31 protein-coding genes are annotated in these 25,511 nt (G+C 68.6%); 23 read left to right on the forward strand and 8 right to left on the reverse strand.

What is annotated here, in order from left to right; genetic code table 11:
* Positions 1-106 precede the first annotated feature (106 nt).
* The 5 genes from JNB_RS15950 to JNB_RS15970 all read left to right on the forward strand — a co-directional run bounded on the left by JNB_RS15950 (position 107) and on the right by JNB_RS15970 (position 3,001).
* Positions 107-475, forward strand: a complete 369-nt coding sequence (locus JNB_RS15950; protein ID WP_009777547.1) for a helix-turn-helix domain-containing protein — start codon at positions 107-109, stop codon at positions 473-475.
* Between the two features lie 62 nt (positions 476-537).
* On the forward strand, positions 538-1,215 hold the full coding sequence (locus JNB_RS15955; RefSeq protein WP_148232473.1) for a hypothetical protein: 678 nt from the start codon (positions 538-540) through the stop codon (positions 1,213-1,215).
* A 31-nt stretch (positions 1,216-1,246) separates the two neighbouring features.
* A complete protein-coding gene (locus tag JNB_RS15960) occupies positions 1,247-2,230 on the forward strand; it encodes an asparaginase (protein WP_009777549.1) in 984 nt (327 codons plus the stop codon).
* Positions 2,231-2,665: a D-aminoacyl-tRNA deacylase gene (dtd, locus tag JNB_RS15965; RefSeq protein ID WP_009777550.1), complete on the forward strand. Its 435-nt coding sequence runs from the start codon at positions 2,231-2,233 to the stop codon at positions 2,663-2,665.
* A 9-nt stretch (positions 2,666-2,674) separates the two neighbouring features.
* Positions 2,675-3,001, forward strand: a complete 327-nt coding sequence (locus JNB_RS15970; RefSeq protein ID WP_009777551.1) for a DUF2516 family protein — start codon at positions 2,675-2,677, stop codon at positions 2,999-3,001.
* Here the strand turns inward: JNB_RS15970 and JNB_RS15975 are convergent.
* Complete coding sequence (locus JNB_RS15975; RefSeq protein WP_050766638.1) at positions 2,986-3,816, reverse strand: hypothetical protein; 831 nt, start codon at positions 3,814-3,816, stop codon at positions 2,986-2,988. The two genes, JNB_RS15970 and JNB_RS15975, sit on opposite strands and share 16 nt — an antisense overlap.
* A gap of 57 nt (positions 3,817-3,873) precedes the next feature.
* Here JNB_RS15975 and JNB_RS15980 point away from each other — a divergent pair, with 57 nt between their 5' ends.
* The 4 genes from JNB_RS15980 (at position 3,874) to JNB_RS15995 (ending at position 7,287) form a co-directional block, all read left to right on the forward strand.
* Positions 3,874-4,665 (forward strand): hypothetical protein, encoded by a 792-nt coding sequence (locus tag JNB_RS15980; RefSeq protein WP_148232474.1) that lies wholly within the window; start codon positions 3,874-3,876, stop codon positions 4,663-4,665.
* Positions 4,666-4,688: 23 nt separating this feature from the next.
* Complete coding sequence (mshA, locus tag JNB_RS15985; RefSeq protein ID WP_009777554.1) at positions 4,689-6,002, forward strand: D-inositol-3-phosphate glycosyltransferase; 1,314 nt, start codon at positions 4,689-4,691, stop codon at positions 6,000-6,002.
* A complete protein-coding gene (locus JNB_RS15990; protein ID WP_009777555.1) occupies positions 5,999-6,487 on the forward strand; it encodes a YbjN domain-containing protein in 489 nt (162 codons plus the stop codon). The genes mshA and JNB_RS15990 overlap by 4 nt, the downstream gene beginning before the upstream one ends.
* Positions 6,488-6,552: 65 nt before the next feature.
* Entirely contained in the window at positions 6,553-7,287 is a 735-nt protein-coding gene (locus JNB_RS15995) for a phosphoglyceromutase (protein ID WP_009777556.1), read from the forward strand.
* A 114-nt stretch (positions 7,288-7,401) separates the two neighbouring features.
* Here JNB_RS15995 and JNB_RS16000 read toward each other — a convergent pair whose 3' ends face one another.
* The 3 genes from JNB_RS16000 to phoU form a co-directional block, all read right to left on the reverse strand.
* Complete coding sequence (locus JNB_RS16000; protein WP_040883905.1) at positions 7,402-8,724, reverse strand: hypothetical protein; 1,323 nt, start codon at positions 8,722-8,724, stop codon at positions 7,402-7,404.
* Between the two features lies 1 nt (position 8,725).
* Entirely contained in the window at positions 8,726-9,265 is a 540-nt protein-coding gene (locus tag JNB_RS16005; protein WP_009777558.1) for a SigE family RNA polymerase sigma factor, read from the reverse strand.
* A gap of 273 nt (positions 9,266-9,538) precedes the next feature.
* Positions 9,539-10,246, reverse strand: coding sequence for a phosphate signaling complex protein PhoU (gene phoU / locus JNB_RS16010; protein WP_009777559.1), 708 nt, complete (start codon positions 10,244-10,246; stop codon positions 9,539-9,541).
* Positions 10,247-10,440: 194 nt separating this feature from the next.
* Here phoU and JNB_RS16015 point away from each other — a divergent pair, with 194 nt between their 5' ends.
* Both JNB_RS16015 and JNB_RS16020 read left to right on the forward strand, forming a co-directional pair.
* The gene (locus tag JNB_RS16015) at positions 10,441-11,625 is read left to right on the forward strand and encodes a cell wall metabolism sensor histidine kinase WalK (RefSeq protein ID WP_009777560.1); all 1,185 of its coding nucleotides are present in this window, start codon (positions 10,441-10,443) and stop codon (positions 11,623-11,625) included.
* Positions 11,622-12,302: a response regulator transcription factor gene (locus JNB_RS16020; protein ID WP_009777561.1), complete on the forward strand. Its 681-nt coding sequence runs from the start codon at positions 11,622-11,624 to the stop codon at positions 12,300-12,302. The genes JNB_RS16015 and JNB_RS16020 overlap by 4 nt, the downstream gene beginning before the upstream one ends.
* Positions 12,303-12,463: 161 nt before the next feature.
* Here the strand turns inward: JNB_RS16020 and JNB_RS16025 are convergent, their stop codons facing one another.
* Positions 12,464-12,964: a hypothetical protein gene (locus tag JNB_RS16025; RefSeq protein ID WP_148232475.1), complete on the reverse strand. Its 501-nt coding sequence runs from the start codon at positions 12,962-12,964 to the stop codon at positions 12,464-12,466.
* Positions 12,965-13,197: 233 nt separating this feature from the next.
* Here JNB_RS16025 and JNB_RS16030 point away from each other — a divergent pair, with 233 nt between their 5' ends.
* The 10 genes from JNB_RS16030 to JNB_RS16075 all read left to right on the forward strand — a co-directional run bounded on the left by JNB_RS16030 (position 13,198) and on the right by JNB_RS16075 (position 20,984).
* Positions 13,198-13,680, forward strand: coding sequence for a CarD family transcriptional regulator (locus tag JNB_RS16030; protein WP_009777563.1), 483 nt, complete (start codon positions 13,198-13,200; stop codon positions 13,678-13,680).
* Positions 13,681-13,707: 27 nt separating this feature from the next.
* A complete protein-coding gene (gene ispD / locus JNB_RS16035; protein ID WP_083784510.1) occupies positions 13,708-14,364 on the forward strand; it encodes a 2-C-methyl-D-erythritol 4-phosphate cytidylyltransferase in 657 nt (218 codons plus the stop codon).
* Entirely contained in the window at positions 14,361-15,131 is a 771-nt protein-coding gene (locus JNB_RS16040) for an SDR family oxidoreductase (RefSeq protein ID WP_009777565.1), read from the forward strand. The genes ispD and JNB_RS16040 overlap by 4 nt, the downstream gene beginning before the upstream one ends.
* Positions 15,128-15,622 carry a 2-C-methyl-D-erythritol 2,4-cyclodiphosphate synthase gene (ispF, locus tag JNB_RS16045; RefSeq protein ID WP_009777566.1) on the forward strand — a complete coding sequence of 165 codons (495 nt, stop codon included), beginning with the start codon at positions 15,128-15,130 and terminating at the stop codon, positions 15,620-15,622. Before JNB_RS16040 ends, ispF begins: the two co-directional genes overlap by 4 nt.
* Positions 15,623-15,764: 142 nt before the next feature.
* Positions 15,765-16,853, forward strand: coding sequence for an S-(hydroxymethyl)mycothiol dehydrogenase (locus JNB_RS16050; RefSeq protein WP_040883909.1), 1,089 nt, complete (start codon positions 15,765-15,767; stop codon positions 16,851-16,853).
* Entirely contained in the window at positions 16,850-17,530 is a 681-nt protein-coding gene (locus JNB_RS16055) for an MBL fold metallo-hydrolase (protein ID WP_009777568.1), read from the forward strand. The genes JNB_RS16050 and JNB_RS16055 overlap by 4 nt, the downstream gene beginning before the upstream one ends.
* Positions 17,531-17,590: 60 nt before the next feature.
* The gene (gene cysS, locus JNB_RS16060) at positions 17,591-19,024 is read left to right on the forward strand and encodes a cysteine--tRNA ligase (protein WP_040883911.1); all 1,434 of its coding nucleotides are present in this window, start codon (positions 17,591-17,593) and stop codon (positions 19,022-19,024) included.
* 2 nt (positions 19,025-19,026) lie between these two features.
* The gene (gene rlmB, locus JNB_RS16065; protein ID WP_009777570.1) at positions 19,027-19,977 is read left to right on the forward strand and encodes a 23S rRNA (guanosine(2251)-2'-O)-methyltransferase RlmB; all 951 of its coding nucleotides are present in this window, start codon (positions 19,027-19,029) and stop codon (positions 19,975-19,977) included.
* 144 nt (positions 19,978-20,121) lie between these two features.
* Positions 20,122-20,532: a CD225/dispanin family protein gene (locus JNB_RS16070; protein ID WP_009777571.1), complete on the forward strand. Its 411-nt coding sequence runs from the start codon at positions 20,122-20,124 to the stop codon at positions 20,530-20,532.
* Positions 20,533-20,543: 11 nt separating this feature from the next.
* Positions 20,544-20,984, forward strand: coding sequence for a DUF2752 domain-containing protein (locus tag JNB_RS16075; RefSeq protein ID WP_148232476.1), 441 nt, complete (start codon positions 20,544-20,546; stop codon positions 20,982-20,984).
* Positions 20,985-21,001: 17 nt separating this feature from the next.
* On the opposite strand, the gene JNB_RS20645 is transcribed toward JNB_RS16075, so the two are convergent.
* The 3 genes from JNB_RS20645 to JNB_RS16090 form a co-directional block, all read right to left on the reverse strand.
* The gene (locus JNB_RS20645; RefSeq protein WP_009777573.1) at positions 21,002-21,694 is read right to left on the reverse strand and encodes an RDD family protein; all 693 of its coding nucleotides are present in this window, start codon (positions 21,692-21,694) and stop codon (positions 21,002-21,004) included.
* Positions 21,695-21,734: 40 nt separating this feature from the next.
* On the reverse strand, positions 21,735-22,988 hold the full coding sequence (locus JNB_RS16085) for a DUF4032 domain-containing protein (protein ID WP_009777574.1): 1,254 nt from the start codon (positions 22,986-22,988) through the stop codon (positions 21,735-21,737).
* 103 nt (positions 22,989-23,091) lie between these two features.
* Complete coding sequence (locus JNB_RS16090; protein ID WP_009777575.1) at positions 23,092-24,195, reverse strand: ABC transporter ATP-binding protein; 1,104 nt, start codon at positions 24,193-24,195, stop codon at positions 23,092-23,094.
* Positions 24,196-24,409: 214 nt separating this feature from the next.
* Between JNB_RS16090 and JNB_RS16095 the strand changes: the two genes are divergently transcribed.
* Positions 24,410-24,838, forward strand: a complete 429-nt coding sequence (locus tag JNB_RS16095; RefSeq protein ID WP_009777576.1) for a CBS domain-containing protein — start codon at positions 24,410-24,412, stop codon at positions 24,836-24,838.
* A 13-nt stretch (positions 24,839-24,851) separates the two neighbouring features.
* Entirely contained in the window at positions 24,852-25,490 is a 639-nt protein-coding gene (locus tag JNB_RS16100) for a hypothetical protein (protein WP_009777577.1), read from the forward strand.
* Positions 25,491-25,511: the final 21 nt, after the last annotated feature.

Genomic DNA, 25,511 nt, shown 5'->3' on the forward strand with positions numbered 1-25,511 from the left:
CGCTGCGCTCCTCCTGTCCGTCCGGGGCACGAAGGTGAGGGTGTGTGTTCACCATCACGCTTGCCCCGGTTTGCGTTTTGCTAACTACAGCAAGCACAATGGATCCATGAGCCGGAACCCGCTGAACGACCTCGCTGGATTGGGCGATTACCTGCGCGAGCAGCGTCTGTCGCACCGTCTGTCGCTGCGTCAGCTCTCCGATCTCGCCGGGATCTCGAACCCCTATCTCTCCCAGCTCGAGCGCGGCCTCAAGCGCCCGAGCGCCGAGATCCTGCAGCAGCTGGCCAAGGGGCTGGAGGTGTCGGCCGAGACGCTCTATGTCAAGGCCGGGCTCCTCGATGAGCAGCCCGTGGCCGAGACCACCAGCACCACCGTCCGGGACGCCATCGCCGCCGACCCGAATCTCACCGACCGTCAACGAGAGACCCTCCTCGACGTCTATGAGTCCTTCATCGGCGCGGACCCCAAGCGCTGAACCCTGACGCACCCCTTCCTTTGCACGACACCCAACCTCACCACCATTCACCAGGAGTGAACATGCCCACGAAGACCGCCACCAAGAGCCCCGCCACCCCCCTGTTCGCCGTCGTCGGCGTCACCGACCTCGCCGTCGAGCGCGTTCGTGAGGCCCGTCTGCGCGCCGAGAAGGCTCGCACCGAGCTCCAGGCCGACCTGGCCCCGACCGCAGTCCAGAAGCGCGCCGAGACCGTCTTCGGCGACATCAAGGCTCTCCCCACCAAGGCCCTCAACACCGGTGTGGCCAAGGCCGATGAGGTCACCAAGGGCTACGAGGACCTCGCGGTTCGTGGCGAGAAGCTCATCACCCGCATCAAGAACCAGAAGGCCACCAAGGACCTCGTCGCCCAGGCCGAGACCACCGTCAGCCTCGGCAAGGGCGCCGTCACGACCGCCCGCAAGGCCGTCCTCGACGTCCGCAGCTCGGCCCTCGCCACGTTCACCACGGGTCGCAAGGAGGCCGTCAAGGTCGCCGAGACCGTCGCCGACGCCGTTGAGGACAGCACCGAGGTCGCCGCGACCGAGGTCAAGGCTGCCGCGAAGCGCACCCGCACCGCCGCCAAGCGCACCACCACCACGGCCGCCAACGGCGCCAAGCGCACCACCACCTCGGCCAAGGCCACGACCACGAGCGCCAAGAAGGCCGCCGCCTCCACCACGAAGGCGACCGCCAAGGCCGCTGACAAGGTCGGCGACTGATCACAGTTCCCGCGGACCTAGTCTGGGACGCGTGAGCACCCCCCAGACCTCCCGCACCCCTGCAGTCCTCGACGCCGCCCCGGTTCTCGCGCAAGCGATCCGGGGCGGCTTTGTCGAATCCGTCCACCGAGCGAGCGTCGCCGTCACCGCGGCCGACGGCTCGGTGGAGCTGGAGCTCGGCAACGCCACGGACCCGGTCTTCCCGCGGTCCTCGAACAAGCCGATCCAGGCCCTCGCCATGGTGCGCAGCGGCCTCGACGTGGCCCCCCACCACCTGGCCCTCGTGAGCGCCAGCCACTCGGGTGAGCCCTTCCACCTGGACGCCGTGCGCGAGATCCTCGCCGGCGCGGGCCTCACCGTGGCCGATCTTCAGAACACCCCGGACTTCCCGATCGACCCGCAGGCCCAGGTGGACTGGATCCGCGCCGGCCACGACAAGGAGTCGCTCGCCCAGAACTGCTCGGGCAAGCACTCCGGCATGCTCGCGACCTGCGTCGCCGCGGGATGGGACCACACGGCATACCTTGATCTTGACCACCCGCTGCAGCGCGCCTGCGACGCGACCCTGGCGGAGCTCGCGGGGGAGCCGATCGCGGCGACCGCGATCGACGGCTGCGGTGCACCGGTGATGGCCGTCTCGCTCGCTGGTCTGGCTCGCGCCTTCGGCCGCGTGGCCAGCGCCCCGGCCGGCACCGACGAGGCACGCGTTGCCGATGCGATCCGCAGTCACCCCGAGTACCTCGGCGGCACCCGGCGTGACGTCACGACCTTCATCCAGCGCACTCCCGGCGCGATTGCCAAGGACGGTGCAGAAGCCGTGTATGCCGTGGGGCTGGCTGACGGTCGCGGCATCGCCATCAAGGTGGCTGACGGGGGTCAGCGGGCCCGGACGGTCATCCTCGCTGCCGTGCTGCGTCGCCTCGGTGTCGAGACCGACGCGCTCGAGGCGCTCGAGGACGCGCCGATCCTGGGGCACGGTGAGCCCGTGGGATCCGTCGTCGCCGTGGGCATCTGAGTGCGCGCAGTCATCCAGCGGGTCCGTCGGGCGGCTGTCGTCGTCGATGGCGAGACGGTGGGTGAGATCACCGCGCCGGGGCTCTTTGTCCTCGTCGGGGTCGGGCACGACGACGGCCCGGCCGAGGTCGAGTTCATCGCCCGCAAGGTGGCCGACCTGCGGTTGCTCGAGGGCGAGCAGTCGGTGACCGACGCGGGTGCGCCGGTGCTCGTCGTCAGCCAGTTCACCCTCCTTGCAGACACTCGCAAGGGCCGCCGCCCGTCGTGGAACGCTGCGGCCCCCGGCGATGTCGCCGAACCCGTTGTGGCACAGGTGGTTTTGGCGCTGCAAGCCCGCGGACTCGAGGTGGCCACGGGCCGCTTCGGCGCACACATGGAGATCGAGAGCATCGCGGATGGCCCGGTGACGATCGTCGTGGACTCCTCCGCGCCGTAGGCTGGTCCCATGTTCGCACTCGGTAACGCGCAGGCCTACGTCATGCTCGCGCTCACCATCGCCGCCCTCGCCGTGGAGGTGTTCGCCTTCGTGCACGCCCTCCGGACCCGCGCCGACGCCTTCGCCGCGGCCGGCAAGCGCACCAAGAACTTCTGGCTCGCGGTGACCGGGGTTGCGGTCCTGCTCGGCTTTGTCGCTCTGGGCGGGGCAGTGCTCTTCCTGGGGATGATCGCTGTGGCCGCGGCCGGGGTCTACCTCGCCGACGTGCGCCCCGCGGTCGAGTCGGTGCAGGGCAAGGGCAGCGGTTCGCGCCAGGGCCCCTACGGGCCTTGGTGACTCACCGGGTCTGAGCCGGGTCCGGCAGGCGCCACGGCGTCCCAGGCGACCGTGAGCTCGCCGAGGCGCCACCTCGACGGTCCGTCGAGGAGCGGCCAACCGCTGTCACGCATCGCTTGCGCTGTGGCCAGGAACCGTTGTCGCACGCCGTATGCCGCGTGGCTCGCGCTGCGTGCCCAGTGCCGATCGAGGTCGGTCAGGTAGTCGTGGACAGCCTCGCCGGGGACGTTGCGGTGGATGAGTGCCTTGGGGAGGCGTTCGGCGATGGCCGAGGGCTGGTCGAGCCCACGGAGGTGCCAGGACAGGGTCAGGCTGACCGGTCCAGAGGGCTCGACGGCGACCCACGTCGCGAGCCGCCCGAGTTCGTCGCACGTGCCGTCGACGAGCAGGCCATCGGCAGTGAGTCGGCCACACACGGACTCCCAGGCCCCCGCCACCTCGTCCTCGGCGTACTGGCGCAGCACGTTGAAGGCGCGCACCACGGTGGCATCGCGACCGTCGAGCGGCACCTCGAACCCACCGCGGCGAAAGCTCAGCCCCGGACGGGCGAGCAGCTGCCCGGCCGCGACGCGGGCCGGGTCGATCTCGATCCCCACGACCTCGACGTCGGAGCGCACGCGCGTGAGTCGGTCGTGCAGCTCGACGGCGGTGACCGGTGAGGCGCCATAGCCCAGGTCCACGACGATCGGCGGTGAGCCGGTTGCGCGGCGCAGCCGCCCTGCCGCGGGCCCGGCGAGCCAGCGATCGCAGCGACGAAGGCGGTTGGGGTTGGTCGTGCCACGGGTGATCACCCCAACCGGTTTCGTCCTCGCCACGGGCCCAGCGTACGAGCAGCGGAGCCCCCTCACAGCCGGGCCGCCTAGGCTGCAACCGTGCGCCAGTGGGGAGTGCGCGGCCGCGGCCGCGACGTGAGTCGGAGCATGGTGGCGCTCGTCGTCTCCGTGGCAGCCGCTCTTGCCCTGGGTCTCGCCACCTGGCTGCCCGGTGTGCTGCGCACGGACATCGGTCTCGTCCCGGTCGACCCGGGGTTGCTCACCGTCAACGAGAGCGCGCGGGGGATTGCCACGCTCGGGCGGGGCTACACGGTCGCGGCCTACCAGTCCGGCTTCCGCGTCTCGGCAGCTTCCGGCACGCTGGTCGACACCATCACTCGCGGATCACCGGTGAGCGCCGTCCTCGGCCACCTCGGGGAGCGTGAGGACCACCCCATCGAGAACGTCGAAGCCACCCTCGACCACGTGCGCATCGACGAGGTGGACATCGAACCCGGCCGCGCGGCATACACCGGTGAGGTCTATGACGACGTCGACGGACAGCGACGCACGATGCCGCTCCGTCTCGTCTTCCTGCTCACCACGGCGGGAGTGCACGTGACCGCGGACATCCAGGGCGCCGACGCGGTGATCATCCACCTCGATGCCCTGCCAGGGACGACCGGTATCGATCCGGCCCTGCCCACGCACAACCTGCGCCTTCGTGGCTGGTGGGTGGTCGCGAAGTCGGGGGAGCAGCAAGCCTTCACCACGGCCCGCAAGGCCGTCGTCGGCATCGGCCCGGCCATCAGGACCCGCGGGCTCGACCTGCGGCCCGACGGCCGGCTCGACATCCATGTGTGGTCCGAGCGGGCGACCCTCACCCTCAGCGGTGTGCCCGACGCGGGTTGAGCCGTGCGTGTCAGACTGACTCGATGACGACCGACGAGCCACGAGCCCGACGCCGCGTGGCGATGGTGTCAGTGCACACGTCGCCGCTTGCCCAGCCCGGCACGGGGGACGCGGGCGGCATGAACGTCTATGTCATCGAGACGGCAAAACGGTTGGCGCGCAGGGGAATCGATGTCGACATCTTCACCCGTCAGACCACGGCGTCCGACGCGCCCGTTGTTGAGGTCGAACCCGGTGTCGTGGTGCGCCACGTCGCTGCCGGCCCTTACGAGGGCCTCAACAAGGAGGATCTGCCCGGTCAGCTGTGCGCCTTCGCCGCCGGGATGATGCGGGTCGCAGCGCACGCGCCAGAGGGGCACTATGACCTCGTCCACTCGCACTACTGGCTCTCCGGCCAGGTGGGCTGGCTCGCCGCCGATCGGTGGGACGTCCCCCTCGTCCACACGATGCACACGATGGCCCGGGTCAAGAACCTCCACCGCGCCGAGGGTGACGCCGAGGAGCCGCGCGGTCGCGAGATCGGTGAGGCCCAGGTCGTCGAGGCCGCTGACCGGCTCGTCGCCAACACCCAGGACGAGGCCCGCGAGCTGATCGAGCTCTATGACGCAGACCCCGACCGTGTCGACGTCGTCCCGCCCGGCGTGGACCTCGACGTCTTCCACCCGGGTGATCGCTCCGAGGCCCGCCGCACCGTCGATGTCCCCGAGGACGCAGTCCTCCTGCTCTTCGTCGGGCGCATCCAGCCGCTCAAGGCACCCGACATCCTCATCCGCGCCGCGGCCATGCTGACCCGTCGCGACCCCGGCCTGCGTGATCGCCTCGTCGTCGGCATCCTCGGCGGCCCCAGCGGGGGAGCAGTGCGCACCCCCATGGCTCTCGACCAGCTCGCGCGGGACGAGGGCATCGCCGACCTCGTGCGCTTCGTCGAACCCACCGACCGCGACAGCCTCGCGACGTGGATGCGCGCGGCCGACATCGTCGCCGTCCCCTCGCACAACGAGTCATTCGGCCTCGTCGCCGTCGAGGCCCAGGCCTCTGGTGCCGTCGTCGTCGCGACCAACGTGGGCGGCCTGCCCACGGCCGTCGGCGACGCCGGGCTCCTCGTCGACGGGCACGACGTCCACAAGTGGGTCGACGCCATCGAGTCGGTCATCGACAACCCCGAACGCCAGGCCGAGCTCTCCGCCCGCGCCGTGGAGCGCGCCCGCGCGTTCGCGTGGGAGGTGACCGCCGAGCGGTTGGCGGCCGTCTACGAAGCCGCGCTGGCGACCCCACGCAGAGCCTCGATCAACGACTCGGACGCGCTGGCCGGCATACCCACGGCGGTGATCCCGTGACCACCGATCTCAAGGCGACGATCAAGGACTTCCTCGACGCGACCGAGATCGAGTGGGAGGCGGGGGCGCGCGACGGCGAGTTCGTCGTCACCCTGCCCGGTGAGAAGAAGCTCAAGACTGTCGTGTCCCTTGTCGCCGGCTCGGACCTCTCGGTGTCGGCGTTCGTCATCCGCAACCCCGACGAGAACCACGAGGCGTTCTATCGCAGCCTCCTGCGCCGCAACCTGCGCCTGCCCGGTCTGGCCTACGCCATCGACGGCAGCGGCGACGTCTACGTCACCGGCCACGTTCCAGCTGCAGGTGTGGACGCGGAACTGCTCGACCAGCTGTTCGGGGTCGTGCTCGAGGCTGCCGATGCACCGTTCAACGAGCTCCTCGTCATCGGCTTCCTCACCTCGATGCAGAAGGAGTGGGACTGGCGGGTGTCGCGCGGTGAGTCGCTGCGCAACCTCGAGGCGTTCCGTCACCTTCTCGACAAGTCCTGAACGACCGATTCCGTATGCCGGGTGCTCCCGGTGCGCTCGCCCGTTGCCTCGCTAGGCTGCCGCCCATGGCACACACCCTGATCCTGCTGCGTCACGGCCACTCCGAGTGGAACGCGAAGAACCTCTTCACCGGATGGGTCGATGTCGACCTCAACGACCAGGGGCGTGAGGAGGCCGTCAACGGTGGCCGCCTGCTCAAGGAACGCGGTGTGCTGCCGACCGTCGTCCACACGTCGGTGCTGCGTCGCGCGATCACCACGGCCGACCTCGCCCTCGACGCCGCCGACCGCCACTGGATCCCGGTGCGTCGCGACTGGCGTCTCAACGAACGTCACTACGGCGCACTGCAGGGGCTCGACAAGGCGGCGACGCGCGACAAGTACGGCGACGAGCAGTTCATGCTCTGGCGTCGTTCGTTCGACACCCCGCCGCCGGCCATCGAGGTCGGCTCGGAGTTCGACCAGACGAGCGACCCGCGCTACGCCGGCATCGAGGTGCCGCGCACCGAGTGCCTCAAGGACGTCATCGTGCGGTTCACGCCCTACTGGGAGGGCGCGATCCGCGACGACCTCACCGCCGGCGAGACCGTCCTGGTCGTGGCCCACGGCAACAGCCTGCGCGGCCTCGTGAAGCACCTCGACGGCATCTCGGACGAGGCGATTGCCGAGCTGAACATCCCCACCGGTCAGCCGCTCGTCTACGAGCTCGGCGACGACTTCATGCCGACCAAGCCCGGCGAGTACCTCGACCCCGAGGCCGCAGCCACAGCAGCCGCCGCAGTCGCCAACCAGGGCCGCTGACCAGCCTTAACTCGTAGCGCCCCACCAGTCGGGGCTTCTGTGACGAGTCGGGGCTCCACGGACCCCCGACTCGTCACAGACACCCCGACAGGTGCCCGCCGCTGGGTCAGGGCCTCACTGGAACACGTCTTGGGTGGGCACTGTTGTCCGGACCGAAGTGAGCACCCGATCGCCGTCCAGCACTTCGATTCGATAGTTCTGGTCAAAGGCGCCGGGCGAGACTGGAACCTTGAAAGTCGCGACGTGGTTGGTGAGTGGGACCACAGCGGACGAGGGCCACAGTGCGGGAGAGTCCGAGACTGCGCGAACGGCAGTTCCACTGGGCACGACAACATGAATCGTCGTAGGGGCCTCGGCTGATTTGCCCGAGCCGAACGAGATGATCGGCACTGACTCGGCCCGGATGGCGTCGATGGGGCGTCCGAGTTCGATCCGCATCACCTCGTTGTCATCACGAAGTAGCGCCGAGCGCAACACCTGTCCTCCCGGCAGACGGCTGTGCATGACGTGCAGATGGGATGCCCCGCTGTCGCTGGTCAAGCCAGGTGTTCGGAAGTCTCGCGGGACTGCGCCATTGAAGACTGTCTCCGTGGTGACCGCCTTCCTGTCCAGACCGAGCATGCGCGCAACGAGGTCGTTGGTGTCACGCTCTTGCGCCGCCACCGGCTCTCGGTTGCAGGTACCGCCTTCACAGGGCACGCCCTCGGTGGTCTCCACGCCTGTCATGAACCCGAGCCGTGGCTGGCCGACGAAGGCTCCCAACCGTAGGCGGGAGAGTTCGGTCCAGTCGTTGCGCCCGAAACCGGCGATCAGTGGCGCCTTCTGCCACGAGCGGCTCACCGTCCCGTCGAGAGCGATATCAGGGGTCCTGGACATCTCGTAGAACGTCCGATCCGGTGTGGTCAGGACGATGAGATCATTCGTTCCGACCATGCTCAGAACGCCATCGGTGACGTCCGAGATCGGGCCGGAGCTCGACCTGCGCATGTCCGCTGCTGCGGCTCCCGCTGGGCCGGTCCCCACGACGAGGTCGGAACGACTCACGACCACAGCCACGCGGGTTGAGCCAAGGTCCTCGACAAAGATGGGCCGGCCGTCGAACTGTTTGCCGATGGCCGCCACGAGTGCGGTGTCGCCCGCCAGGGAGCCTCGGGTGGGCCAGGTCGTGACGGATTTCCACGCCTTGTCGGTCGCAGGGGGCAGGTTGGCCGAGTTGCCCGCCGGAGTCGTCCGGCCGTCGGCGAGGCGACTCGAAACTGTCGGGACGCCGATGGCGATGGCCGCCACCACGGCCACCGCAGCAGCGCCGACGGTGCGCCGACGCGTGCGGTTCTTGGCGACAGCGCCAGCCACCCGCTCGTAGGGGTGAGCCTCCACCGACTCGATCGAGCCGGCGTGAGAGGTCAGTGCGTCGCGCAGCTGGGTCTCGATGCTCATGTCACGCTCCATTCGTCGAAGTGGTGGGGGTGAGGTGTCCGGGTTCGGAGGCGTCGGTGATCGCGTCGCGCATGCGGTCGAGGCCGCGTGAGGTCTGGCTCTTCACCGAACCCACCGAGATCCCGAGCGCGTGAGCCGTCTCGGCCTCGGACAGGTCGTCGTAGAACCGCAGGACGATCACGGCGCGCATCCGCGGAGGCAGTCCGTGCAGCACGCGAACGAGCTCGTCGCGGTTGTCGACACCCGCATACGCGTCCGTGGTGGAGCGGTCGGCGCTCGCGGGTAGTTCGCCGAGGTTCTCTGCGACCCGCTTCCGGCGCCACCACGACGTCGACTCGTTGGCGACGGCCGCCCGCGTGTAGGCATAGGGCGAACCGTCGCGATGCACGCGCGGCCAGTGCCGGTGGACCTTGACCAACGCCTGCTGCACGAGGTCCTCGGCACGCCCCACGTCGCCGGTGAGAAGGAAGCCGACCCGCACGAGTCGTGACCACTCGCGCATCACGAACTCGGCGAATGCCGCCTCGTCGTCTCGGTCCACGTCCCCATCCTCACGTCGATCGCACCCCTGTCACCCCAAGAGAACGCGAGCCGCGAAGCCAAGGTTGAGTGCCGACCGAGACTTTCCGTCATGCGTGCCTGCCAGCGGACCATCAGCTCGCCCGACAGTGGCACGGATTCGTGCTCAGCGCCGCGACGGCTGACGTCGGCTGATGGTCCGCCGGTTGGCGGCCGGGCTGGAAGGCGACAGATCCCGTATGCCGGGCGGCCGGCATACGGGATCTGTGGTCTTTCGCTGTGCGGGAGGAACGCGTCAGGAGGGTGTGGGCTCCGGTCGGACCTCGTCGTCCTCGGCGTCCTCATGGCTCGCTTCGCTCTCGGCGCTGTGTTCGCCGGTGACGAGGAAGATGACGCGACGGGCGACCGAGACGGCGTGGTCGGCGAAGCGCTCGTAGTAGCGCCCGACGAGCGTGAGGTCGACGGTCACTTCGGCCGGCTGGTTCCAGGAGTCCGAGGCGAGGGCCTCGAACAGGCGACGGTGCAGGTCGTCCATGGCGTCGTCGTCGCGTTCGATCTGCTTGGCGGCCTCGACGTCGCGGGCCGCGATGACGGAGCCGGCCTTGGTCACGATGCGCTCGGCGACCTGGCCCATCTCGAGGATGATCGAGCGGAGCTCGGCAGGGACGGCAGAGTTCGGGTAGCGCAGCCGCGCGACCTTGGCGACGTGGCGGGCGAGGTCACCCATGCGCTCGATGTCGGCGCTCATGCGCATCGACGTGACGACCATGCGCAGGTCGGTGGCAACCGGCTGCTGCAGGGCCAGGAGGTCGAACGACAACAGGTCGAGCTCTTCGCGCAGCGCGTCGATCTCGGCGTCGGCACCAATGACCGACTCGGCGAGCTGCACGTCTGCATCGAGCAGAGCAGTCGTCGCCCGGGACATGGCCGAGCTCGCGAGCCGGGTCATCTCGACCAGCCCCTGCGTGACTCGGTCCAGCTCCTCGTGGAATGCCTTGCGCATGAATACCCTCTCGACACAGGTGGCTGGCGCCCTCCGGCCCGGCGGGCACGCGGACTAGGGCGCCCGTCTTCGTCGGCAGCGTGACACGGGGTGATGAATTCCCGCCAGCGCCAAGGTGAACATCTGCCTGCTGCCCCCCACTGGCCACCCGCGAGTGGGTCTGGGTTCATTCCCCGTCCGTCTACGCTGATCTGGTGGATGCGACGCTCGCAGGAATCGTGGGTGGCGGCCTGGGACTCGTCATCGGTGCCGTGGCCGTCGCTGCCAGTCGGCTCAGCGAACGCAAACTGACGACGATCCCGCCCAGCGCGCCGCCGCCTTTGCCTTCCGGCGTGAGCGATGTGCTCGCCGTCCTCAAGTCGATCGCCATCGTCCTGGACTCCTCGGACGCCGTCGTCAACAACTCCGCATCTGCCGTGAGCTACGGACTCGTGCGTCACGGCGAGCTCGTCCACACCGAGCTGCGCCAGCTCGCTCGACAAGTGCGACGTGACGGTGAGATCCGCGAGGTGGAGCTCGAGCTCTCGCGCGGCTTCGGCACGACGACCAACACGCTGATGACGGCACGAGTCGCCCCGCTCGGCGCACCCCACATCCTCATCCTGGCCGAGGACCACACCCACGCCCGCCGGGTCGAGGAGGTGCGCCGTGACTTCGTCGCCAACGTGTCGCACGAGCTCAAGACCCCGGTCGGTGGCATCGCCCTGCTCGCCGAGGCCGTCCTCGATGCCCGCGACGATCCCGAAGCGGTGTCACGCTTCGCGGCGCGCATCCAGGTCGAGTCCACGCGCCTGACCCGCCTCGTCAAGGAGATCGTCGACCTCTCCCGGCTCCAGGTCGCCGACACCCTCCACGAGCCCGAACTCGTGCAGATCCCGCAGGTCGTCGCGGAGGCGGTCGACCGAGTGCGCGTCGCAGCCGAGGCCCGGCAGATCACGCTCGAGGCGGTGGCCGACGAGCGCGCCTCCGTCTTCGGTGACACCGAGCTCCTCGCGACCGCCGTCGCCAACCTCGTCTCCAACGCCGTCAACTACTCCGAGCAGGGCACCCGGGTCGCCGTGGCTGCCCGCCGGGTGGGCGACACCATCGAGATCACCGTCTCCGACCAGGGGCAGGGCATCCCGGCCACCGAGCAGAGCCGCATCTTCGAACGCTTCTATCGCGTCGACGCCGCGCGCTCGCGAGCAACCGGCGGCACCGGCCTCGGCCTCGCCATCGTCAAGCACGTCTGCGCGACCCACGGCGGCGACGTGTCGGTGTGGAGTGAAGAGGGCCACGGCTCCACCTTCACCATGAGACTTCCTGCTGCGTCCGACCGGGCTGCGGCAGACTCCGATCGGCACACGGTCGGCAGAGCACAAGGAGAAACCCCAGGATGACCCGCATTCTCGTCGTCGAGGACGAAGTGTCCTTCTCCGATCCCCTGTCCTACCTCCTGCGCAAGGAGGGCTACGAAGTGAGCGTCGCCGAGAACGGCAACGACGCCCTCACCGAGTTCGACAGCGGCGGCGCGGACCTCGTGCTCCTCGACCTCATGCTTCCGGGCCTTTCAGGCGTGGACGTATGCCGTGCGCTCCGGCAGCGCTCCAACGTTCCGGTCATCATGCTGACCGCCAAGGACAGCGAGATCGACAAGGTCGTCGGGCTCGAACTCGGCGCCGACGACTACGTGACCAAGCCCTATTCGTCGCGCGAGCTCCTCGCCCGCATCAAGGCTGTCCTGCGTCGACTCAGCGAGCCCGAAGAGCTGCTCCCGACCACCCTTGAGGCGGGCCCGGTGCGGATGGACGTCGAGCGCCACGTCGTCACCGTGGGCGGTGCCGCGACCCAGCTGCCGCTCAAGGAGTTCGAGCTGCTCGAGATGCTGCTGCGCAACACCGGCCGCGTCCTCACCCGCATGCAGCTCATCGACCGGGTGTGGGGCAGCGACTACGTCGGTGACACCAAGACCCTCGACGTCCACGTGAAGCGGCTGCGCGCCAAGGTCGAGCCCGACCCGGCAGCGCCCAAGCACATCGTCACCGTGCGCGGACTCGGCTACAAGTTCGAAGCCTGACGCATTCGATCCGACTTCGTGCCCGAGACGGACACGTCGTTCCGCGCGAAGCGCGCCCTTGTGTCCGTCTCGGGCACGAAGTCGCTGTCGCGGGCAAGCCAAGAGCCCACCGGCGCGCGATCGCGCTCGGTGGGCTCACGGCATACGGGGCCGTTCTGGGATCAAGGGGTGGCGCTGGACGACGGGCTCGGCTTGTCTCCGGAGTAGTAGCCGTTCGAGGGCAGCACCGGGACGGTCACGACGTTCTGGCCCGTGGCTTCAGTGATGACCTGGAGCTGGAGGACATCGCCGGGCGAGACGGTCACCTTGGGGAGGGTGGCTGATTCGCCCTCGCCGAGGGTGACCGAGGAGTGTCGGCCGACCATGAGCTGGGGGCCGGCCGCGCCATCGGTCCCGAACGCGACGGCGATGTCCTCGTCGCTCGAGTTGACGAGCTGGCCCACGATGTTGCCGGGGGCGTCCTTGGCGTCGGAGATGACGAGCACACCGCGCACGTCGAGGTCACCGAACGTCGCGTCGACACCGTCCGATGCCTGATAGGGCACGTCGGTCTGCACCGGCGAGAACACGGCGCAGCCACCGAGGAGAGTGGTGCCGAGGGCAGCGGCCGCAAGGGCAGCGCGCAGGCGATGGCGGGGAGTGGTCACTGGTGCGGTCGTCACGGGGGACAGCGTAGCGAGCGCCGCCCACCACCGTGCGCACAGTGGTGGTGACAACCGGCGCCCGGTCGCACCTTCCGCTCCGCACAGGCACGGTAATGGCAATGTGTCAAGACCCAGTTTCGGTGCCTGCCAACGGTTTTCACCGTTCTGACCTGCGGGTATGCCGTCATCGTCGATTCCGCGTGTCGCTCTCGGCGTGTTAAACTGGGGGTCGCGAAAGGGGCAAGTTGCATATGGTTTTCAAGGTCGGCGAAACGGTCGTGTACCCCCACCACGGGGCTGCGCGCATCGAAGAGATCAACAAGCGCACCATCAAGGGCGTTGAGAGGCTGTACCTGAAGCTCAAGGTGGCCCAAGGAGACCTCGTCATCGAGGTTCCCGCCGAGAACTGTGACCTGGTCGGCGTGCGTGACGTCGTCGACAAGGCCGGCCTCGAGAAGGTCTTCGAAGTGCTTCGGGCCCCATTTGCCGAGGAGCCGACCAACTGGTCGCGCCGCTTCAAGGCCAACCTCGAGAAGCTCGCTTCCGGCGACGTCATCAAGGTCGCAGAGGTCGTTCGTGACCTCTGGCGCCGCGACAAGGACCGCGGTCTGTCCGCCGGCGAGAAGCGCATGCTCTCCAAGGCACGCCAGATCCTCGTGTCCGAGCTGGCTCTGGCCGAGAAGACCGACGAGGAAAAGGCAGAGACCATCCTCGACGAGGTCCTCGCGTCCTGATCGGCTGCTGACATCAGGGTCGGCATCATCCTCGTTGCTGCTGGACAGGGCACGAGGCTTGGGGCAACGCAGCCCAAGGCATTCGTCCGCGTCGCGGGCGTCACGCTGATCGAGCACGCGGTCACTCGCGCGTTCGAAGCTGCCGACACCTCTCAGATCGTCATCGTCGCGCCCGCTTCCCATCTCCGGGAGGCGGGCGCGCTCGTGTCTGCCCACCCACGTGCCACTGACGTCAGCGTGGTTGCGGGTGGCGCCGAGCGGACCCACTCCGTCTCCGCCGGGCTCGCTGCCCTGCACGAGGACATCGGCATCGTGCTCGTCCACGACGCAGCCCGGTGCCTGGCGCCGGCTGAGCTCTTCGACCGACTCGTGGTGGCCGTGCGTGCCGGTCACGACGCGGTCGTGCCGGGGCTGCCGGTCACCGACACGATCAAGCAGGTCGACGAGCAGGGCCAGGTGGTCGCGACCCCGAACCGTTCCAGCCTGCGGGCCATCCAGACCCCCCAGGCCTTCCGCCGCGCGCTGCTCGCCCGGGCCCACGCCTCCGGGCTCGAGGCCACCGACGACGCGGCCCTCGTCGAAGGCCTTGGGGTCCCCGTGACGGTGATCGACGGCGATGACCTCGCCTTCAAGGTGACCACTCAGTCCGACCTCGAGCGGGCCGGCCGTATCCTCGGCTCGTGAGCCAGAGACCCGTCGCCCTTGTCACCGGAGGCGGCACCGGCATCGGTGCTGCCATCACCCGTCGCCTCGTCAAGGACGGGTATGACGTGATCGTGGCCGGACGTCGACCCGACCGGCTCGAGTCGGTGGCCACCCTGCTCGGTGACGCTGTCACTGCAGTGCGCCTCGATGTCACCGACGAGCACAGCGTCGACTCGGTCATCTCCTCCGTCGAGCGGCTCGACCTGCTCGTCAACAACGCCGGTGGCGCCCTCGGTCTGAGCTCGGTGGAGAAGGCTGACCTCGATGAGTGGCAGGCGATGTACGAGACCAACGTGCTGGGCACCGTCCGCATGACCCAGGCGGCACTGCCCCTGCTGCGTGACTCGGCCCGCGGCACCATCGTCAACGTCAGCTCCATCGCGGGGGAACGCGTCTATCCCGGCGGAGGCGGCTACACGGCGGCCAAGCATGGCCAGTCCGTCGTCTCGGAGACCCTCCGGCTCGAGCTCAACGGCTCGCACGTGCGCGTCATCGAGATCCGTCCCGGCATGGTGCAGACCGAAGAGTTCTCACTGACCCGCCTCCACGGCGACCAGGCCGCGGCCAACAAGGTCTATGAAGGCGTCGACCGCCCCCTCATCGCCGACGACGTCGCGGCCTGCGTCGCCTTTGCCGTCGGCCTGCCCCAGCACGTCAACATCGACACCCTCGTCGTCAAGCCGGTGGCCCAGGCAGCCCCGCACCTCCTGCACCGCGGCTCCATCGACTGGCGGGACGGGTCATGACCCGAGCGGCGCTGCCGCGCACCGGTGTCGGCGTCGACGTGCATGCGTTGGCTCCCGAGGGTTCAGAGCGTGAGCTCTGGGTCGCCGGTCTGCTCTGGCCGGGGGAGCGTGGTCTCGACGGCCACTCCGACGCCGACGTCGCAGCCCACGCAGCGTGCGACGCGTTGTTCTCGGCTGCAGGCATCGGAGACCTCGGTCAGCACTTCGGCACGGGCCGCCCCGAGCTCGCCGGGGCCTCGGGCGTCACCCTGCTCGAAGAGGCCGCGCGACTCGTCCGCGAGGCCGGCTTCGAGATCGGCAACGTCGCCGTGCAGGTCATCGGCAACCGACCCAAGGTCGGCACCCGGCGGGCGGAGGCCGAGAAGGCCCTCTCTGACGCGTGCGGCGCGCCGGTGTCCGTGAGTGGCACGACCACTGACGGCCTCGGACTCGCCGGCCGTGGCGAGGGAGTTGCCGCCATTGCGACGGCTCTCATCGTCTCCACCGACTGACCCAACCCGACTTATTGCGCAATCCGCCGGGAGGAGCGCAGCGGGGGACGACGGATTGCGCAATAAGTCGGGGCAGGCAAGGTGCTCCGGTTGCGCGACGTGGGCGACCGCCTAGAGTCAGGGAAGACCAATGGAGGGGAACATGCCGCAAACCGTCAAGGGTGTCATCGCCCGCGCGAAGGGCGCCGACGTCGAGCTCGTCGACATCGTCGTGCCCGACCCCGGGCCGGGAGAGGCCGTCGTCCAGGTGCAGTCCTGCGGCGTGTGCCACACCGACCTGCACTACCGCGAGGGCGGGATCAACGACGAGTTCCCGTTCCTGCTCGGCCACGAGGCTGCAGGAGTGGTCGAGGCGGTCGGCGAGGGAGTCACCGAGGTCGCTCCCGGTGACTTCGTCATCCTCAACTGGCGAGCCGTCTGCGGCCAGTGCCGCGCGTGCGCCAAGGGCAAGCCCTGGTACTGCTTCAACACCCACAACGCCAAGCAGAAGATGACCCTGACCGACGGCACCGAGCTCAGCCCGGCGCTCGGCATCGGTGCGTTCATCGAGAAGACGCTCGTCGCCGCCGGCCAGTGCACCAAGGTCGACGCGGATGCTGACGCGGCCGCCGTGGGACTGCTCGGGTGTGGCGTCATGGCTGGCTTCGGTGCCGCGGTCAACACCGGTGGTGTCGGTCGCGGTGACTCAGTGGCCGTCATCGGTTGCGGCGGCGTGGGCAACGCCGCCATCGCCGGGGCTTCCGTCGCCGGCGCGACCACCGTCATCGCCGTGGACGTCGATGACCGCAAGCTCGAGGGCGCGAAGAAGTTCGGCGCCACCCACACCGTCAACGGGAAGACCGAGGACGTCGTCGAGCGCATCCGCGAGCTCACCGGTGGCCACGGAGCCGACGTCGTCGTCGAGGCCGTGGGGCGCCCCGAGACCTATGAGCAGGCGTTCTATGCGCGCGACCTCGCCGGAACGGTCGTGCTCGTCGGAGTGCCGACGCCCGACAAGGAGGTGACACTGCCGATGATCGAGATCTTCGGTCGCGGGGGAGCCCTCAAGTCCAGCTGGTACGGCGACTGCCTCCCCAGCCGCGACTTCCCGATGCTCGTCGACCTCTATCGCCAAGGTCGCTTCGACCTCGATGCATTCGTGTCGGAGCGCATCGCGCTCGGCGACGTCGAATCGGCGTTCGAGAAGATGGAACGCGGCGAAGTCCTGCGCTCGGTCGTGGTGCTGCGATGACGGCCGACACTCCGGCTACTCCCTGGCTGCCCCCCATCGCGCCGTCCCACGGCGGCGTCCGCGTCGACCGCGCCATCACGTCGGGCACGTTCGAGCTCGACGGCGGCTCCTGGGAGGTCGACAACAACGTCTGGGTCATCGGTGACGAGCGCGAGTGCATCATCATCGACGCCGCCCACGACGCCGAGGCGATCCTCGCTGCCGTCGGTGGCCGCACTGTCCGCGCCATCTTGCTGACCCACGGCCACAACGACCACGTCAACGTCGCCGACGAGCTCCGGGCGGCGACCGGGGCGCTCGTCCACCTACACCCTGAAGGCCGTGTGGTCTGGGCCCTCAGCCAGGACGGCGCCCCCGACGCGATCCTGGCCGACGGGCAGGAGTTCCACGTCGGCGACGTCACCCTCCGGGTCCTCCACACGCCGGGTCACTCGCCCGGCGGCTGCTCGTTCCACGCGTCGGCGATGCACGTCGTCTTCACCGGCGACACGCTCTTCCAGGGCGGGCCGGGTGCCACGGGACGGTCGTTCAGCAACTTCGACCAGATCATCGAGTCGATCCGGACCCGTCTCCTCACCCTTCCGTCCGGAACGGTCGTCCTCACCGGCCACGGAGATGCGACGACGATCGGCGCCGAGGCACCCCATCTCGACGAGTGGATCGCCCGCGGTCACTGACCGAACGAGGGGTATGCCGGGTGGCGGGGAGCCGCGCTCTGCGCCGGTACCCTTGTGCGGGTGACTCTCAGATTGTTTGACTCCCAGTCGCGCGCAGTGCGCGACTTCGTCCCGCTGCAGCCTGGCCGGGTCGGGATCTACATCTGTGGACTCACCACCCAAGCCCCTCCGCACATCGGCCACGTCCGCTTCGCCGTCGCCTTCGACGTGCTCCGCCGCTGGCTCGTGCGCGGTCACGGGCTCGACGTGGCGCTCGTGCGCAACGTCACCGACCTCGACGACAAGATCCTGCGCAAGTCCGCCGAGTCCGGCGAGGACTGGTTCGCCCTGTCCTACCGCAACGAGGTCGCGACCTCGGAGGCGCTGACCCTGCTCGGTGTCCTTCCGCCGACCTACGAGCCGCGCGCCATGGGTCACATCACCGAGATGGTCGAGCTCATCGAGGTGCTCATCGCCAACGGCCATGCGTATGCCGCGGAAGACGGCTCGGGTGACGTCTACTTCGACGTCCGTTCGTGGCCGGCATACGGAGAAGTGACGAACCAGAAGATCGACGACATGGCCGCCGCGGAGGACGCCGACCCGCGCGGCAAGCGCGACCCCCGCGACTTCGCCCTCTGGAAGGGGCGCAAGGACGGCGAGCCCGAGACCGCGAGCTGGCCGACGCCCTGGGGCAGAGGGCGTCCCGGCTGGCACCTCGAGTGCTCGGCCATGGCGCGCAAGTACCTCGGTGACGCCTTCGACATCCACGGGGGTGGGGTCGACCTGCGCTTCCCCCACCACGAGAACGAGCAGGCCCAGTCGCGCGCGGCAGGACTGCCCTTCGCGTCCCTGTGGATGCACAACGCGTGGGTGACGATCAGCGGCGAGAAGATGAGCAAGTCGCTCGGCAACAGCCTGCTCATCCACGAGGTCACCAAGAAGGCCCGGCCTCTTGCCGTGCGCTACTACCTGACCGCAGCGCACTACCGGTCGATGATCGAGTTCCATGAGGGGTCACTCGCCGAGGCGGAGGCCGCCGTGGACCGCATCGAGGGATTCCTGCGTCGCGCGCTCGGCCCCGACAGCGCCGTGACGCCGACCGGCGACGAGAAGCTGCCCGTCGAGTTCGTCGAGGCCATGGACGACGACCTCGGGGTGTCCGGCGCGCTCGCGGCCATCCACGACACCGTGACGCAGGGCAACACCGCCCTCGACGACGGCGAGAACGACACGGCGCGTGAGCTCGCCGCGCTCGTCATTGCCATGACCGACATCCTCGGGGTCAACCCGCTGGACCCGGCGTGGGCCGGCGCGGACAACTCGTCCAGCGACGCCCAGTCGGCGCTCGATGCGCTCGTGAGTGAGCGCCTGGCCGCCAGGACCAGCGCGCGCTCGGCGCGCGACTACGCAACATCCGATGCGATCCGCGACCAGCTGATCAGTGCCGGCATCACGATCGAAGACACTCCGACCGGCGCTCGCTGGTCGTTGACCCGTGGACGAGGAGAATAGCCGTGGCAGGCAACAGCCAGCGACGAGGAGCCGTCCGCAAGGGCGGAAAGAAGGCCCCCACCGTCGGTTCCGGCGGTCAGCGACGCCGAGGACTTGAGCCCAAGGGAGCGACCCCGCGCGCAGAGGACCGGACCTATCACAAGGCCCACTCGGCCGCGAAGGCCAGCGAGCGACGCTCCGGTGGACGCCCGACCGGTGGCCGCAAGGCCAAGGCGTCGAGCGAGGTCGTGGCCGGACGCAACTCCGTGCTCGAGGCCCTGCGCAACGACGTGCCCGTCACGACGATGTACATCGCCGGGCGCATCGACAGCGACGACCGCGTGCGCGAGGCCCTCAAGATCGCGACCGAGCGCAGCCTGCCGATCCTCGAGACGCCTCGCGGCGAGCTCGACCGCATCACCGATGGTGCCGTGCACCAAGGGCTGGCGCTCCAGGTGCCGCCCTACGAGTACGCGCACCCGAACGACCTCATCGACCCCGAGCTGCCGGGCATTCCGCTCATCGTCGCGCTCGACGGCATCACGGACCCCCGCAACCTCGGAGCCATCGTGCGTTCAGTGGCGGCCTTCGGTGGTCACGGTGTCGTCGTGCCGGCTCGACGTTCCGTCGGCATGACCGCCTCGGCGTGGAAGACCTCGGCCGGTGCTGCGGCTCGCATTCCGGTGGCGCAGTGCACCAACCTCACCCGGACCCTCGAGGACTACCGCAAGGCTGGCTTCTTCGTCATCGGCCTCGACATGGAGGGTGACGTCGAGCTGCCCGATCTCGAGCTTGCCAATGAGCCGATCGTCATCGTCGTGGGTTCCGAGGGCAAGGGCCTCTCCCGCCTCGTGCGTGAGACCTGCGACCAGATCGTCTCGGTGCCGATGTCGTCGGCGGTCGAGTCGCTCAACGCCGGCATCGCCACGGGTGTCACCCTCTACGAGGTTTCCCGTCGCCGGCGTCGTCGCTGATCAGAGGGCTGATCGGGAGCCGGCTCGGTCGAGTTTCTTCCGTGCGTCCGCCAGTCGTGTGGCGGTGACTTGTGCCACGATTGCGCCAGTCGGTATCCCGACCAGGGGGCTCAACCCTGATGGAACACAGTGAGAGGGACATAGATGTCTGACTACGGAAACACGCCGCCGCCCCCGCCGCCTCCCGGCGACGGTGGCTCGACGCCGCCGCCGCCCAGCGGTGGTGGCTACGACGGCGGCGGGTACGGCGCCCCGCCGCCCCCGGCCGGTGGCTACGGCGGAGTTCCCGCTGGCCCGCCGCCCAGCAACAACTTGATCCTGGCGATCATCAGCCTCCTGTGCTGCTGGCCGATCGGCATTCCCGCCGTCGTCTTTGCCGCTCAGGTGAACGGCAAGTGGAACGGCGGCGACCAGGCCGGGGCCATCGAGGCTGCTGCGAAGGCGAAGAAGTTCGCGATCATCGCCCTTGCGCTCGGCATCGTCGCGACGATCATCTACATCATCCTCATTGCGGTTGGTGTGGTTGGCGCGAACAGCACGTCAACAGGTATGTGATCACGACGTCCTTGACGCAGTTCACGACGCCTCCGCTCGCCGATCCGTCGGTCGGGCGGGGGCGTCGCCTGTGGTGGCCAGCGGTGGCCGCCACCGGCGCGACGGGCTTTGTCCTCGTCGCGCACCTCGTCGACCCCAACCAGGCCGGGAACTATCCGACGTGCCCCTGGCTGGCCCTCACCGGAACGTTCTGCCCGGGCTGCGGGACCCTGCGAGCGACCCACGCCCTCAGTGAGGGCCATCTGGTCGAGGCACTCCAGCGCAACCCGCTCACCGTGGCGGCCTTCGTCGTGATGATCCTCGGGTTCGCCCGGTGGACCCGGCGCCAGTGGCGTGGTGAACAGCGCATGACCGCAGCACCCGCCTGGCTCCTCTACGGCCTGTTCTGGCTCATCATGGCGTTCTGGATTGCCCGGAACATCCCCGGTTGGACGTGGCTCTCACCCGCCTGAAACTCGGGTGGTGGGGGTCAGGACTTGGGGACCTGGATCACGGTCGAGTGGACGACCTTGTCGTGCAGGGTCTGCTTGTTGTCGTCCCACAGCATCCAGAGGTAGCTGATGTAGAAGACCTGGTTGATGACGCCGCTGAGCAGCTCCCGAAGGAAGGACTGGAGCGCTCCGATCGGCTGGCCCGTCTGCTCGTTGATGAGCGTGATGCCCATCGCCTTCTTGCCGACGCTCTGGCCGGTGCGGCCCATCTTGAAGATCCGGTTCCAGATCTGGATCGCGATGGAGATGGCGAATCCGAGGAAGATCAGCACGCCACCGCCGGCCAAGAGGCCGCCGTTGCTCGTGCCGTCGACGGTCTGGCTGTATCCGTACTCGTCGACCGTGGTCTCCGGAAAGCCCGCGATGAGGAGGCCGATACCGGTGAACGTGGGGATGAGCCCGATCAGGGAGAGCAGCACATCGATGATCAGTGCTCCGGCGCGGCTGCCGAACCCGGCGATCGGACCAAACTGCTGCTCGACGTAGGCCTTGGAACCCGGGAAGGCCTGGGCCCCACCGTAGGGATTCACCTGGGGTGCCGCCTGGTAGGGCGCGGGTGCGGCAGCGGCATACGCGTTCGCCTGCGGCGCCTGCTGCTGCAACGGCTGCGACGGCTGCGACGGCGGGACCGGCGGCGGAGGCGGCTGGGTCGGGTCGTTCGGTTCGGACATGCTGTGGTCCCCCTGGGGAGTGTGTGTTGGCGCCCTGATTCTAGGGGCGACTGGGCGGCTGGGCGATGACGGGCATCTCGACCGTGTCGACACCCACGACGGAGACTTCGTCGGGCTTGGACGGGAGGATCGAGGCAACGTAGTCCTCGATGGCGCGCTCGATCGTGACGTCCTGCTGCTCGCGTTCGGCCATGTACCAGCGGTGTTCGAGCACCTCGTGGAACAGCTCGGCCGGCTCGAGCTTGCCGGACAGCTCGCGGGGCACCCGACGGGTGATGGGTTCGTAGATCTTGGTCAACCAGTCGTGGGCGACGAGCTCTTCGTCGTCGTTCTGCCGGTCGGTTGCGGCTTGATAGCTGTCGAGGTCGTTGAGGAGGCGCCGGGCCTGACCTTCGCCCACGTCGAGACCCGTGAGTCTCAACAGGCGACGCGAGTGGTGACCGGCGTCGACCACCTTGGGCTGGATGCTGATGCTGGTGCCGCCGATGTCGGTGGTGATCGCCAGCTCGTCGACGTCGAAGCCCAGTGCGTTGAGGCGACGGATGCGTTCCTCGACGCGCCACCGCTCACCGGTGTCGAACTCCTCGGTGGCGGTGAGCTCGCGCCACAGCTCCTCGTAGCGGGTGACGATCTTGTTGGAGATCTCCACGGGGTCGACAGCGTCATCGAGCAGCTCGCCGGCCTGCAGGTCCATGAGCTCGCCCGCGATGTTGACGCGGGCAATGTCGAGGTCGTGGGCACGCTGTCCGTCGCTGAGTGAGGACTGGAGCTCACCGGTCTCGGCGTCGACGAGCCACGCGGCGAAGCTCCCCGCGTCACGTCGGAAGAGCGTGTTGGACAGGGACACGTCGCCCCACCAGAAACCCGTGAGGTGGAGACGCACCAGGAGGACTGCCAGGGCGTCGATGAGTCGGGTCTCGGTGCCGGGGCGCAGCCCCTGCGAGAACAGCGCGCGATACGGGAGCGAGAACTTGAGGTGTCGAGTGAGGAGGCACGCGTCGAGCGGGTTCCCGTTGGCGTCGATCCGGCCACTCACGATCCCGAACGGCTCCACCGACGGCTGGTCGAGACGACGCAGGTTGCGGAGCATCGCGTACTCACGGCGCGCGATGTCCTCCTTGATCTCCTTGACGGCCAGCACTCGTCCCGAGAGCTTGACGAAGCGGACGACGTGGCGGGAGATGCCTCGGGGGAGAGCGGCGAGGTGGTGCTCCGGCCAGTCCTCGAGCGGCGTCGACCAGGGCAGGTCGAGCAGGGCGGGATCGGGCCGGGCGGTCGTGATCTGCAGGGCCATCGACTACCTCCGACGTGACAGCAGCGGTACGAAACGCTTCAGGGGTGCCGAGCACGCGGCATACGCCGCTCTCGGCACCCCCGAAGGCAGTGTTGGTGCGACGTCAACTCAGGCGGACGCCGGACTCCGCGTTGAAGATGTGCATGTGGCTCGCGTTGGGCTGGACCCAGATCTTGTCACCCTTGAGGGGGACGCGGCGGCCGTCGACACGGGCGATGAACGGCTTCGGGATGGAGTCCTCGCCGCCCTCGAGCTTGATCGACTCGTCGCTCGGGGTGCCGTAGACGTAGGCGTCGGCGCCGAGCTCTTCGACGACGTCGATGGTGATCTCGAGGCCCTGGCCCTCGGACGTGACCTCGACGTCCTCGGGGCGAACCCCGACGATCGCGTTGGAGCCGACACCCTTGAGGGAGTCGCGCGGGACCTCGAGCGTGTGCGAGCCGAACTTCACGCCGCCGTCGGTGACGGGGACGCTGATGAGGTTCATCGCGGGGGAGCCGATGAAGCCTGCGACGAAGACGTTGGCGGGGCTGTCGTACATCTCGCGCGGCGTGGCGACCTGCTGGAGGATGCCGTCCTTGAGGACCGCGATGCGGTCACCCATGGTCATGGCCTCGACCTGGTCGTGCGTGACGTAGACCGTCGTGACGCCCAGTCGCCGCTGGAGAGAAGCGATCTGGGTGCGGGTCTGGACACGGAGCTTGGCGTCGAGGTTCGACAGCGGCTCGTCCATGAGGAAGACCTGGGGGCTGCGCACGATGGCGCGACCCATGGCGACGCGCTGACGCTGACCACCGGAGAGGGCCTTCGGCTTGCGCTCGAGGTAGGGCGCGAGGTCGAGGATCTTGGCGGCCTCTTCGACGCGCTTGCGGATCTCGGCCTTGTCGACGCCGGCGATCTTGAGCGCGAAGCCCATGTTGTCGGCGACGGACATGTGCGGGTAGAGCGCGTAGTTCTGGAAGACCATGGCGACGTCGCGGTCCTTGGGGGACAGGTTGGTGACGTCGCGGTCACCGATCCAGATCTTGCCGCCGTTGACCTCTTCGAGGCCAGCCAGCATGCGGAGGGCGGTCGACTTGCCGCTGCCCGAGGGACCGACGAGGACGAGGAACTCGCCGTCCTTGACGTCGATGTTCAGTCGGTCAACCGAAGGGGTGTCGTTGCCGGGGTAGACCCGGGTGGACTCGTCGAACTTGACTGTTGCCATGGCTGCATTGCCTTCCTTCACCGGCAGGAACGTGCCGGACGATCCGTTGTAAAGGGAAAAACCCGCTCACGTCGGTGTAAGCGGTTTTGCCAGCATGCCGTATGCCGTGGCTCCTGTCACTCCCCTGTCTCACCGCAGGGGTGGTCGGCCGGTCTCACCGCAGGGTGATGGCGTAACTCTGGCGCGGGCACGCGCGGACCACTACCGTCGGCACATGAGGATCTCCGATGTCGTGAAGCGCAAGGGAGACACCGTCATCACGGTGCGCTCCGACGCCAGTGTCACCGACCTCCTCGACCTGCTCGCCGAACATCGCATCGGCGCCGTCGTCGTGAGCGATGACGGTCAGAGCGTCGACGGGATCGTCAGTGAGCGTGACATTGTGCGTCATCTCCAGAAGCTCGGTGCCGATGTTCTGGGCAAGCCCGTGTCGTCGATCATGACGAGCGAGGTGGCGACGTGTGCCCCCGAGGACGAGCTCGGTGCGCTCGAGCACACCATGACCGAGCTCCGCATCCGCCACGTTCCCGTCGTGGTGGATGGTCAGCTCAAGGCGATCGTCAGCATTGGTGACGTGGTCAAGCACCGGATCACCGACCTGCAGGCCGAGCGCGACCAGTTGAGCGCCTACATCCAGCAGTAGCTCCGCGATCTCGATGCCCCGGCGCAACCGGGTCGACCCGTGGGGTGACCTGGTCGCGAACCCTGCCCGCGGGTTGTTCACGGGCAACCGTGGCTGCGTGGTGGACGACCACGAGCAGGTCGTGCGTCATCACCAGACTAACCTGTTGTGGATCACGTGTCTGCTGGAGTTCAGGGGATGGCGGGTGGATCTGGCCCGCCCCCATCGCTGGACCCCGATCTTCTTCCTCGATGAGGCGGTGGCGCTGGCCGCCGGTCACCGCCCGTGTGGTGAATGCCGAAGAGCCGCGTATGCCGCGTATCGCGACGCTGTCTCCGCTGCGGCAGGTGCCCACAAGCCTTTGACGGCAACGGAGCTCAATCGTCGGCTGGCGGACGAGCGGCTGCGCCCGGGTCGCGGGATCGACCGGGCAGCGGATCGCAAGCTCTGGCGTTCCACCCTCGGTGAGCTGCCGAGCGGGACCGTTGTGCTGAACGCCGAGCGCCGACCGTGCCTGTGGACAGGGGAGGCGTTGCGACCGTTCGCTTTCGAGGGCTGGGGACCTCCGGTGCCGATCGCGAGCGACACCGTGGAGGTGCTCACGCCGCCGACGTCGGTGGCTGCGATGGCGCATGGCTTCGAGCCTGTGCTGCACCTCTCCGCCTTCGCCTGAGAGAAGTCGCCGAGGCGCTCG

Source organism: Janibacter sp. HTCC2649 (assembly GCF_000152705.1).
Lineage (GTDB): Bacteria > Actinomycetota > Actinomycetes > Actinomycetales > Dermatophilaceae > Knoellia.

What these genes read in the sequence shown, in the direction of transcription:
- JNB_RS15955 (WP_148232473.1), top strand. Translation starts at nt 538, where the DNA reads ATGCCCACGAAGACCGCCACCAAGAGCCCCGCCACCCCCCTGTTCGCC.
- JNB_RS16070 (WP_009777571.1), top strand. Translation starts at nt 20,122, where the DNA reads ATGTCTGACTACGGAAACACGCCGCCGCCCCCGCCGCCTCCCGGCGAC.
- JNB_RS15950 (WP_009777547.1), top strand. Translation starts at nt 107, where the DNA reads ATGAGCCGGAACCCGCTGAACGACCTCGCTGGATTGGGCGATTACCTG.
- JNB_RS16090 (WP_009777575.1), bottom strand. Translation starts at nt 24,195, where the DNA reads ATGGCAACAGTCAAGTTCGACGAGTCCACCCGGGTCTACCCCGGCAAC.
- JNB_RS16050 (WP_040883909.1), top strand. Translation starts at nt 15,765, where the DNA reads ATGCCGCAAACCGTCAAGGGTGTCATCGCCCGCGCGAAGGGCGCCGAC.
- JNB_RS16100 (WP_009777577.1), top strand. Translation starts at nt 24,852, where the DNA reads ATGCCCCGGCGCAACCGGGTCGACCCGTGGGGTGACCTGGTCGCGAAC.
- JNB_RS16000 (WP_040883905.1), bottom strand. Translation starts at nt 8,724, where the DNA reads ATGAGCATCGAGACCCAGCTGCGCGACGCACTGACCTCTCACGCCGGC.
- JNB_RS16020 (WP_009777561.1), top strand. Translation starts at nt 11,622, where the DNA reads ATGACCCGCATTCTCGTCGTCGAGGACGAAGTGTCCTTCTCCGATCCC.
- mshA (WP_009777554.1), top strand. Translation starts at nt 4,689, where the DNA reads ATGACGACCGACGAGCCACGAGCCCGACGCCGCGTGGCGATGGTGTCA.
- JNB_RS20645 (WP_009777573.1), bottom strand. Translation starts at nt 21,694, where the DNA reads ATGTCCGAACCGAACGACCCGACCCAGCCGCCTCCGCCGCCGGTCCCG.
- JNB_RS15970 (WP_009777551.1), top strand. Translation starts at nt 2,675, where the DNA reads ATGTTCGCACTCGGTAACGCGCAGGCCTACGTCATGCTCGCGCTCACC.
- JNB_RS16085 (WP_009777574.1), bottom strand. Translation starts at nt 22,988, where the DNA reads ATGGCCCTGCAGATCACGACCGCCCGGCCCGATCCCGCCCTGCTCGAC.
- ispF (WP_009777566.1), top strand. Translation starts at nt 15,128, where the DNA reads ATGACCCGAGCGGCGCTGCCGCGCACCGGTGTCGGCGTCGACGTGCAT.
- JNB_RS16055 (WP_009777568.1), top strand. Translation starts at nt 16,850, where the DNA reads ATGACGGCCGACACTCCGGCTACTCCCTGGCTGCCCCCCATCGCGCCG.
- phoU (WP_009777559.1), bottom strand. Translation starts at nt 10,246, where the DNA reads ATGCGCAAGGCATTCCACGAGGAGCTGGACCGAGTCACGCAGGGGCTG.
- JNB_RS16030 (WP_009777563.1), top strand. Translation starts at nt 13,198, where the DNA reads ATGGTTTTCAAGGTCGGCGAAACGGTCGTGTACCCCCACCACGGGGCT.
- JNB_RS15995 (WP_009777556.1), top strand. Translation starts at nt 6,553, where the DNA reads ATGGCACACACCCTGATCCTGCTGCGTCACGGCCACTCCGAGTGGAAC.
- JNB_RS16095 (WP_009777576.1), top strand. Translation starts at nt 24,410, where the DNA reads ATGAGGATCTCCGATGTCGTGAAGCGCAAGGGAGACACCGTCATCACG.